Consider the following 9,581-nt stretch of genomic DNA (forward strand, 5'->3'; position numbering starts at 1 on the left):
AAATACTTGAGCCTCATGAGATATCCTCCATTAGCGTGAAAATACCTCAACCAGTAGTGTAAGAAGTTCTATGCGTACGTGATATTTATCAACAATCAATTATTCTGGTGAGCGGCACGCCCATTGAATGACAATCAGACAGATCATCGCGGGATTTCGGTCGACCCTGGCGGGTTTGATGGAAGTCACAACTTGGGCTTGGAGCTGTTCACAGGCGCCCTTATTCCAGCTCATCCCTCAATGCTTTGGCGAGGTCACGTAATGTGTAGGGTTTGCGAAGGACATGGTGTTGGCGCCGATCCGCACCGCTACTGATATCTTCTGAACTGGCATATCCGGTGGCCAGGAGGACCTTGAGCGTGGGCTTGATTTTCAGCGCCTGATCGGCAACCTCAAAGCCGGTCATACCCCCTGGCATCACCACGTCAGACAGAACGAGATCAATCTCGTTCTTATCGCGCAGGATTTCGAGCGCGGCGGGGCCGTTTTCCGCAGCCATCGTGCGGTATCCCAGGTTTTCCAGCCGCTCTACCGTCAGTCGTCGGACCAGTGGATCATCTTCGACCACAAGAATGGTTTCGTTGCGCGACGGCGATATGACGCCCTCGGTCGGTGCCGCGACTTCCTGTTCATCCGAGGTGAAAGGCGGCAAATAAAGCGTGAGCGTGGTGCCGATGCCTTCCTCGCTATAGATCGCGACATGCCCGCCGGATTGCTTGGCAAAGCCATAAACCATGCTGAGACCAAGACCGGATCCGGCCCCAACGGCCTTGGTAGTGAAGAACGGCTCGAACGCGCGGGCGATCACATCTGCTGCCATGCCAACGCCCGTGTCCGTCACGGATAACGCGACATAGTCACCCGGTGCGATATCCACCTGCGTAGCAGCGTAGTCGGCGTCCAGAACGACGTTCTTGGTTTCAATCGTCAGCCTGCCGCCCTCTGGCATTGCATCACGTGCATTGATTGCAAGGTTCAGGATCGCGTTTTCGACTTGACCGGGGTCGGTCAGTGTCAGTCGCAAATCATCAGCAAGGTCAGTCTTGACCGATATGTCATCGCCCAATGTCCTGACAAGCAAGGGTTTCACTTCAGTCACAAGATCATTGAGCGCCACTTTTGTAGGCAAAAGCGGCTGTTTACGGGAAAAGGCCAGCAATTGCTTGGTCAGCTTTGCGCCCAGATTGGCGGCTTCAAGCGCTTCGTTCAGAAGTTCAGGCACGGGAAAGTCTTCAACTCGTATTTCGATCAGCTCCAGATTGCCAATGATCACCGTCAACAGGTTGTTGAAATCGTGGGCCAGCCCCCCGGTTAACTGCCCGACAGCCTCCATCTTTTGTGCGCGTTGTAGCGCATCACGGCGTTTCATGTCCTCGCTCAGATCATGCAGGATTCCGGTGAAGTTGCGTTGACCATTGATCCACCATTCCGCCACCGTCAGCCTGATCGGCACATCCGAGCCATCCTTGTGCCGGGCATTCATCTCGCGCCCTATACCGATGATTTTTTTCTCGCCGGTTTCCATGTAATGGGACATATAGCCATCGTGCCGGTCGCGTTCCTGTTCAGGCATCAGAATCTTCACATTCTGGCCGATGACCTCTTTTTCGGTATAGCCCAAAATGGTCCGGGCGGCAGGGCTGTAGCTGCCGATGACGCCATTCTCATCAATGGTGATGATTGCCTCGGGGGCGGCGTCAAAGATAGCACTGAGGCGTGCTTCGCGTTCTTCCAGCCGGGCCTGGCTTTCAAGCCGTTCGGTAACATCTTCCAGTGCCATGAGAATGAGGTCACTGCTGTTGGCGTCGTCCCGCAACTGGCGCGCATTCACCAGAACGGTCCGTTTGCCTCTGTCCGCAACATTGACCGCAATTTCATGCGCCTCGACCGTTATCTTGTCCGGCAGGACGCGTTCCAGCAGTTCGCGCAACCCGGGCTGATCCCACTGTCCATCCTGCAATGCAAATAGCGCCCTGCCTTCGATATCTTCCGGTCTTGTCTGAAAAGTACGGCAAAACGAACGGCTTGCTTTGGTAATGTTCAAATGGTCGTCAAGCACCAGCATCGGCTCGCGCACCGTCCCGACAATGGCTTCCGCAAAATTCTGGGCCTTTTGACTGGCCTGCTGGAGGGCTTTCAGCTCTGTCACATCCAGGAAGGTGATGACCACACCGTCGATTTTCTTGTCTCGTGTTCGATAGGGCAGAATGCGGCGAATGAACCATTTGCCGTCATCGGCCCGTACATCCGCTTCGATCGGGGTCAGATGTTCGAGCACTTGTTCGGCATCCGCCAGCAAGGCGGGGTCGTCGATCTTGCCGGTGATGTCGCTGAAAGGACGGCCCATATCATTTGCGATGACATTGAACAGATTACGGGTGGTCGGCGTGAAGCGCATGATGTTCAGATCACGGTCCAGAAACACCGTCGCAATGCCGGAACTGGACAGAAGGTTGTTGAGATCGTCCGTCAGCCGCCGTTCGTCCTCAACCTTTTGCTGAAGCTGGGTGTTCAGCGTCGTCAGTTCTTCGTTCAGCGATTGCAGTTCTTCCTTAGAGGTTTCCAACTCCTCGTTCGTCGATTGGAACTCTTCGTTCATCGACATCGCTTCTTCGTTCGACGCCTTGAGCTCCTCGGTGGAGCGTTCGTATTCGCGGATGGTGTTCTGCAGATCAAGGCGCGTGGCGTCCAGTTCCTGTTCAAGCTGGGTCTGGACCGCGCTGTCCTTCAATCCGTTGTCGGCGGTCGGGGTGGTTTGCTTGACGGGCATATCGACGAATGTCACAAGTACCAGCTTGACCTCGTCCACGACCATCGGATGGGCGCTGATCGTCACCGGCACGCTGCGCCCCGCGCGGGTCACATTGCCCGACGCGGTGACATCCTGTTCTGTCTGAAATGCGGTTCGGATGGTGCTGCCCAACTTGGCGCGCAACCCTTCGCGGGCCATGGCTAGCAAATCCTGACTGGCTTCGCCTGTGGGCACTTTGAGGTACTGGTCTGCCGGTCCCTGTACAAACAGGGTCTCCATACGCGCATTCAGCAAAACCGCCGCAGGTGCATAGCGGTCCACCAGGAACTTCTGGCTAAGCTCGGCAAGCCGCAGCCCATGGCTGACTTCGGCGGTGCGTACCGCGGGCGTTGACAGACCGAGAATTGGTGTCTGGGAAATGGGAAAGTCGAACAGTCGGTGGCGCGCCTTGCCGACCCGCCGATAAAGCCGATGTTTCTTCGAGACCGGCTGAAAGTAATTCTCGTGATTGTTCGCGGTCTCGGACGATCCCAAGAGCAGCAGACCGCCATCGTTCAGCGCGAAGTGGAACATCTGGATGATCCGCTCCTGCGCATCCGTGTTCAGATAAATTAGCAGATTCCGGCACGAGATCAGATCAAGTTTGGAAAACGGCGCGTCGGCCAGGATGTTCTGGCGGGCAAATACCACAGCGTCACGCAGTTCCGGTTTGACCCGATAGGTATGGTCTTCCTTGTCAAAGAAACGTTTCAGGCGTTCCGGTGAGATATCCCCGGCGATCGCATCCGGATAGACACCGGCTCGGGCTACCGACAAGGCGTATTCGTCTACATCAGACGCAAAAACCTGCAATTTTACGTCTTTGCGCAGGGCCTCGATCTTTTCGATCACCAGCATTGCCAGTGAATAGGCTTCCTCGCCCGTGGCACAGGCAGGCACCCAGATGCGGATCGGCTGACCTGACGCGCAATTGACCACCAGATCGCGAATGACCTGATCGGCCAGATAGGCGAACGCGTCCGGGTCGCGGAAGAAAGATGTGACGCAGATCAGCAAATCCGCGCACAGGTTTTCCGCCTCGTCCGGCTGATCCTTGAGCAGGGCCAGATAGTCGGCTGCGTTTTCCAGATGGCGCAGGGCCATCCGGCGCTCGATCCGGCGCAGAAGCGTGCCTTCTTTGTAGTATTCGAAATTGATAGGTGTGTGAGCCTTGAGAACCTTGATGATGTCCGACAAGGCGCCGCGCGCATTCTCGCCCAGAACCTTGGTTGTCGCCCCGCGTGCGATAAAGGGATGCGCGGTGTAGTCTTGAATGACCGCAGGCATCTTGACGACGGGCAGGATGTGATCGACTGAGCCGGTCGCGATTGCACTGCGCGGCATGCCGTCATGCGCGGCTTCCGTGGGGTCTTGCACCAGAACCATGCCACCGGTTTCCTTGATGCTGCGAATGCCTGCGGTCCCGTCACCACCGGTTCCCGACATAATGATAGCAACCGCTTTTTGCTTTTGATCCTCGGCCAGGGAGCGCAAGAAAAAGTCGATCGGAAGGCGCATTCCTCGCCGTTCTGCCGGTTCCGAAAGGTGCAAAACCCCTTTCTCGATACTGAGAAAGCGGTTGGGCGGTATGATATAGACATGGTCTGCTGCGATTGGCGTGTCATCCTCTGCCAGCGCCACAGTCATCCTGGTGTGTTTCGCCAGAAGATCGGCCATCAGGCTTTCATGATCCGGGTCCACATGATGAATGACAACAAATGCCATGCCAGTCCGGTTGGGCATGGCCTGAAAGAACTGCGTGAACGCCTGCAACCCGCCAGCCGAAGCCCCAAGTCCGACAACGGGGATCCCTTTGGGGACGGGCTGACTTCGGGAAGTCTTGGATTTGGGCGCGCCTTTGGGAGGCGTTTTGCCAGACGCCTTTGTCGATGGAGTCTTTGGTTGTCGCGCCATCCCTGGGCCTCCCGTTGGTCGATAGGGTACCTTGATTGTTAGGAAGTTTCGCGATGATTGACCAGAATGTTTGGGTGGCCCAACTATTGAGCAACGTCCACAAAAACTTGACGGAGAAATAGACTGCAGCTTCGCGCAGGGTGTTGATCAACATCAACTCGCCGCAAGCGTTTGCGCGGGGGCCATCCGACGCATTCATGTTCGTCCGGATTTCTTTCTGTGTTGGCGACTTCGGTTTTCCTGGCTTGCAGGCAGGATTGGGGAAACGTCGCAATCCAGTTTAGCCAGTTTGGAATGTGTCTTGTCGCTCCACGAATTGCGCGGGGTCAGACCTGAATTCTTTAGGGACGACCTTGAACAGGTTCACAGATTGATCTTCGTCAACCGTGCTTGATCTGCAACGCCTAGATATCGGGCATGATTTTTGCATCAGGAGGATTTACGAATGTCATATCAAGACTGGCTCCCTGCGGCCTGGAAAACATCCGCTTACGAAGAGACCCCCTTTCGGGCGCTGCGCAAGCAAATCGACCACATGTTCGAAGACTTCGACAACGGCTTTCTCGATCGCGAAACGGCGGTTTCGGTGCGGTCAAATGTCAGCGAAACGGAGAGCGAAATCTGCGTTACGGCAGAGCTTCCCGGACTGACGGATAAGGATGTCGAAGTTTCGATTGCGGGTGATCACATCACCATCAAGGGGGAAAAGAAATCCGAGAAGGAAGAGAAGAAGGAAGAGAAAGGACGTGAATTCCTCCGGGTGGAACGCATGTCCGGATCATTCCAACGGTCCATGCGTCTGCCCTTCGAGATTGATGCCGATAAGGTTGATGCGACCGTCAAGGACGGGGTCCTGACAGTTACCATCGCAAAACCCGCAGAGGTGGCCGCGAAAACCAGAAAGGTCGAGGTCAAGCACGCGAAATAGGTCTGTGTCGCGCCTGATTGCATCGGGGCGTCATTTGAGGATGGCCGGCGCAGTCGGGCTGGCCAACCTCCTTGTTGGTCTTTCGGACACAGGCGCGGTCCGACAAAACAGTGCGGAAACCACTCGCGCCTTTGCCTGCTGGCAAGAGAGCTGCCCACATCGCACCAGAGCTAACTCTGCTCTTAAGGCGATTACCGCAAACGACCCGTCGCTTGAATTGAAAGATATCGAATTGGGTCGGGCTTCGAAAGACGCTACCGCCTCTGTCCGATCCATTCAGGATTATCCATTGCCACGCGCTTCGGTCCCACTTGCCGCTCCTGGGCTCACGGATGGCGACCATCTGATCGGATCACAAATTTGACTGGCCAGTTTGCGGTCATCTGCACGCGCACCACGATGTCGGCACCAACTTGCACGTCGCCGGGATCGGCAGGTTGAACGTGACGCCGTTTGGGCCGTGGTTGGGCGAACTGACAATTATCAATCTCGCGTGTGACGCCCGGCCTATCGTGCCTGAGAAGGAGCGGACGAATGTGTTGGAGCGTTGAGGCATCGGTTGCGGTCGCCTGTATCGGCGGAGCGGGCGCTGTGGTGTCGCTTTACAGGAATGATCCGCCCGCGATCTGGCTGACTATTGGTTACTTCACCTTGATGGAAGCCTTGCAGGTTGCGGGGTACGCCGTCGTGGACGAATGCGGGACGCCCGCCAACAGGGTCGTTACCGTCGCGTCATATCTGCATATTGCCTTCCAACCGGTTTTTATCAACGCATTCGCGATGGAGTTGGTGCCCAGCCTTGTCAAAGCGCGCGTTTGGCGTTGGGTCATGTTGCTTAGTTCTTGCGCAACCGCGATCATGCTGTTCCAGCTTGTGCCCTCGGACACCTTGGGGACATGTACGCCGGGGACGGCGCTGTGCGGAACGTCGTTTTGTACGGTATCAGGGGATTGGCATATTGCATGGAATATCCCCTACAATGGCTTCTTTGTTCCTTTTGAAGCGGCAACCGGTATCACCTTCGGGTTCCCGGCCTACATGGCGGCGGCGTTTATCCTGCCCCTCGCCTATGGCGCGTGGCGATTTGTGGTCCTCCATGCCTTGGCGGGGCCAATTCTGGCATCTGCGCTGACCAGCAATCCCAATGAGATGCCGGCAATCTGGTGTCTGTTTTCCATACTGATCGTGTTTGTCGGGGTAAGCCTGCGGGTCCGGGATGGCGTGACGGCAACCACATGGTGGGGCCGGAGGATCGAGGCGTGACCTTCCCGTTCCGTGATCGCCGCGATGCGGGCCGTAAACTTGCAGATGCTTTGCCTGCGTTGGACCCGGAAAATACCGTTGTCGTTGCACTGCCGCGCGGGGGTGTGTCCGTTGCAGAAGAGATTTGCCGTCGATTTCATCTGCCGCTTGATCTGGTTTTTGTGCGCAAGATCGGCATGCCGCATCAGCCAGAAGTAGCTTTGGGCGCCGTGGTTGACGGTGACGCGCCCGAGGTCATCGTGAACCCTCGCATCCTGGAATATTCCGGTTTTACAGAAGACGATATCGCAGAGATGGGCAGGCAGCTCCTGCCCGAAATCGAACGCCGCAAGATGCTTTACCTACAAGGTATCCGGCGCCCGACTCTGAGAGCAAAGACCGTTGTCGTGGTTGATGACGGTGTAGCGACAGGCGCCACGCTGCGCGCGTCGCTGACCGCGCTGCGCCGGGTAAAGCCGAAGGGCATTATCGTGGCTCTGCCAACCGCACCGCCCGAGACCTTGCCGATGATGGCAGAACTCGCGGACGAAGTGATCTGCCTTGATCGCCCGCGCGCGTTCCGCGCCGTTGGTGCGGCCTATGCCAGCTTTCCCCAGACGCAAGACGCGGAAGTCATCGCTGCCCTGCAACGGTGTGCACAATGGAACAACGACAGAGATGCAGATCAATGAGACTTGTCGCACTTGCTGAAAGCCGGGATTTGACGGAATGCATCGCAGACGCGGCTGGCCTGTCACTGATCCCTGTCGAGGATCGGCAATTCGAAGACGGCGAAGGCAAACTGCGCCCGATGAGTGATGTGCGTGGACATACTGTCTGCCTTGTTCAAAGCCTTTACGAAGATCACCGTCTGAGCGTGCATGACAAGCTTTTCCGTCTGTTGATCCTCCTGGCAACGCTGCGGGATCATGGCGCGCGGCGGTTGATCGCCTTGGTGCCTTATCTTTGCTATGCCCGCAAAGATCGCCGGACCAAGCTGCGCGACCCGCTGACGGCCCGCTATGTTGCGCAATTGTTTGAAGCTGTCGGCACCAACCACGTGATTGCGTTTGGCATCCATAACCCGGCGGCGTTCGAGAACGCGTTTCGTTGTGAAACCACTCTGGTCGATCTTGGGGCGGTCTTTCAGGATGTGATTGCCCGGCGCGTCGATGACCAGCCATTGGTCGTCATGTCGCCCGACCCCGGAGGAGTGAAGCGCGCGCAGCTTTTCCGCGAAACACTGGAGGAACGCCTTGGGCACCAGATCGGCTTTGGTTTCATGAACAAGCGGCGCAGCGGGGGCCTCATGACCAGCGGAGATGTGGCTGGAGATTTTGCGGGGAAGGCGGTGCTTATTGTCGATGATATGATCGGGTCGGGCGGCACGATGGTTGCAGCCGCACAGGAATGCCGCAGGATGGGGGCGCAAAATGTCTACGCGTTGGCCGCCCATGGGTTGTTTACGGGCCAGGCGGAGTCGCTCTTTACCGAGAGATCAATCGACCGCGTATTCATTTCCGACAGCGTGCCACCGTTTCGGCTGGCCAAAGGTGCCGACACGCCGGGGCTGGAAGTTCTTGGTACCGCGCAAGCATTTGCAGACGTCCTTGCGGGACTATGACCGCACGTCCAGCACTCTGCTGGCAGCTTCGCAATAGCGCAGCGCAAGCGGCAGCCACTTTTCCGGTTTGCGCGGTTTTGGAACGAGGAGATGCGCAAGGCAGAGCCGCATCCGCAACAAGGCATGGCTCACTTTATAGAAATCGAGCAGCTCTTGCGGAGGCTTGTGGCCCAACCCGTCAGCGACCGCGTCAATCAGCCGGCGCTTGATCCACGTCGCCCCAAGGAGATCGGTCTCCAAACCCAGCTGCGCCAACTCTTGAAACGGATCAAGCTGCCGCAGATTCCGGTTGAACTCGAGACAATCGAAAACCAGGGGCGGGTCGGTCAGGCAAATGTGTTCGGGACGCAAGTCGCCGTGACATTCCCGGATCCAACCCTGCGCGGCGCGCGTGTCATATCGAGACAAAAACCGCTCAAAAGTAGTGCTATAGGCCGTCAACACCGCAGAAAAGTGGGCTTGGTGCGCAGCAAAGAGCGGGTCAAACAGCACGGTCTCGTTTTGATCCTGCTGATTTTTTTGAAGTATCGAAAGCTCCTCGGCCTGCAGATTGGACCGGGGTGCGGCTTGGTAGAAATCCGTCAGTATATCCGCCAGGCGATCGACCTCTGGACCCCACCTTTCGGGATCGTTCGGTGAGCCCGTGATTAATTCATCAAGCATCTGATCGGCCGGTATGCGCCGCATCTTGACCAGCCAGTCGATGGTCCGGCCCGGTCCGTCCAAATTCAGCGTTTTGTTTTCACGTTCGCACAGCTTCACAACGCCAAGGTACATCGACCTCGCCAACCTGCGGTTCAGGTCAACCTCGACCAACGCATTGTCGAGCCGCGCGCGCAGACTGGTCAGATCCTGCAGGTCGTCGCGGAGGCGCTTTTTCAGCTTGTAGGCATGCAGTGATGTGAAGAACACCCAGGATTTCCGGGTCTCGTTCATCAGGATCTGTTCCGTGCCGCCGCTCAGGGTTTCCAGCATCCGTTTGATGCGCAGATGCAGTGGAGGGGACTTGGCGGCTGTCATCTGATGGCGCGGGTCAGCCGCGTCGCGCCGAGGCTGCCGCATTCACCTCATAGTGGCGCATG

General features: G+C 57.0%; 6 protein-coding genes. 4 read left to right on the forward strand and 2 right to left on the reverse strand.

The annotated features are described in order from the left end of the window. Nucleotides 1–220: 220 nt before the first annotated feature. Nucleotides 221–4,705 (reverse strand): chemotaxis protein CheB, encoded by a 4,485-nt coding sequence (locus BOA8489_RS19440; protein ID WP_093975976.1) that lies wholly within the window; start codon nt 4,703–4,705, stop codon nt 221–223. 445 nt (nt 4,706–5,150) lie between these two features. Here BOA8489_RS19440 and BOA8489_RS19445 point away from each other — a divergent pair, with 445 nt between their 5' ends. The 4 genes from BOA8489_RS19445 (at nt 5,151) to BOA8489_RS19465 (ending at nt 8,499) form a co-directional block, all read left to right on the forward strand. Beyond that, nucleotides 5,151–5,633, forward strand: coding sequence for an Hsp20/alpha crystallin family protein (locus BOA8489_RS19445; RefSeq protein ID WP_093975977.1), 483 nt, complete (start codon nt 5,151–5,153; stop codon nt 5,631–5,633). A gap of 534 nt (nt 5,634–6,167) precedes the next feature. Further along, nucleotides 6,168–6,896 (forward strand): DUF5765 domain-containing protein, encoded by a 729-nt coding sequence (locus tag BOA8489_RS19455; RefSeq protein WP_093975979.1) that lies wholly within the window; start codon nt 6,168–6,170, stop codon nt 6,894–6,896. Then, nucleotides 6,893–7,567: a phosphoribosyltransferase gene (locus BOA8489_RS19460; RefSeq protein ID WP_217897979.1), complete on the forward strand. Its 675-nt coding sequence runs from the start codon at nt 6,893–6,895 to the stop codon at nt 7,565–7,567. Before BOA8489_RS19455 ends, BOA8489_RS19460 begins: the two co-directional genes overlap by 4 nt. Further along, entirely contained in the window at nt 7,564–8,499 is a 936-nt protein-coding gene (locus BOA8489_RS19465) for a ribose-phosphate diphosphokinase (RefSeq protein WP_093975981.1), read from the forward strand. The genes BOA8489_RS19460 and BOA8489_RS19465 overlap by 4 nt, the downstream gene beginning before the upstream one ends. On the opposite strand, the gene BOA8489_RS19470 is transcribed toward BOA8489_RS19465, so the two are convergent. Then, nucleotides 8,494–9,561 carry a hypothetical protein gene (locus BOA8489_RS19470; RefSeq protein ID WP_093975982.1) on the reverse strand — a complete coding sequence of 356 codons (1,068 nt, stop codon included), beginning with the start codon at nt 9,559–9,561 and terminating at the stop codon, nt 8,494–8,496. The two genes, BOA8489_RS19465 and BOA8489_RS19470, sit on opposite strands and share 6 nt — an antisense overlap. Nucleotides 9,562–9,581 lie beyond the last annotated feature (20 nt).

Origin of the sequence: Boseongicola aestuarii (assembly GCF_900184815.1) — a bacterium.
In the GTDB taxonomy this organism is placed as follows: domain Bacteria; phylum Pseudomonadota; class Alphaproteobacteria; order Rhodobacterales; family Rhodobacteraceae; genus Boseongicola; species Boseongicola aestuarii.

Coding starts and splice junctions, on each gene's coding strand:
- BOA8489_RS19440 (WP_093975976.1), bottom strand. CDS start 4,705: ATGGCGCGACAACCAAAGACTCCATCGACAAAGGCGTCTGGCAAAACG.
- BOA8489_RS19445 (WP_093975977.1), top strand. CDS start 5,151: ATGTCATATCAAGACTGGCTCCCTGCGGCCTGGAAAACATCCGCTTAC.
- BOA8489_RS19455 (WP_093975979.1), top strand. CDS start 6,168: ATGTGTTGGAGCGTTGAGGCATCGGTTGCGGTCGCCTGTATCGGCGGA.
- BOA8489_RS19465 (WP_093975981.1), top strand. CDS start 7,564: ATGAGACTTGTCGCACTTGCTGAAAGCCGGGATTTGACGGAATGCATC.
- BOA8489_RS19470 (WP_093975982.1), bottom strand. CDS start 9,561: ATGCGGCAGCCTCGGCGCGACGCGGCTGACCCGCGCCATCAGATGACA.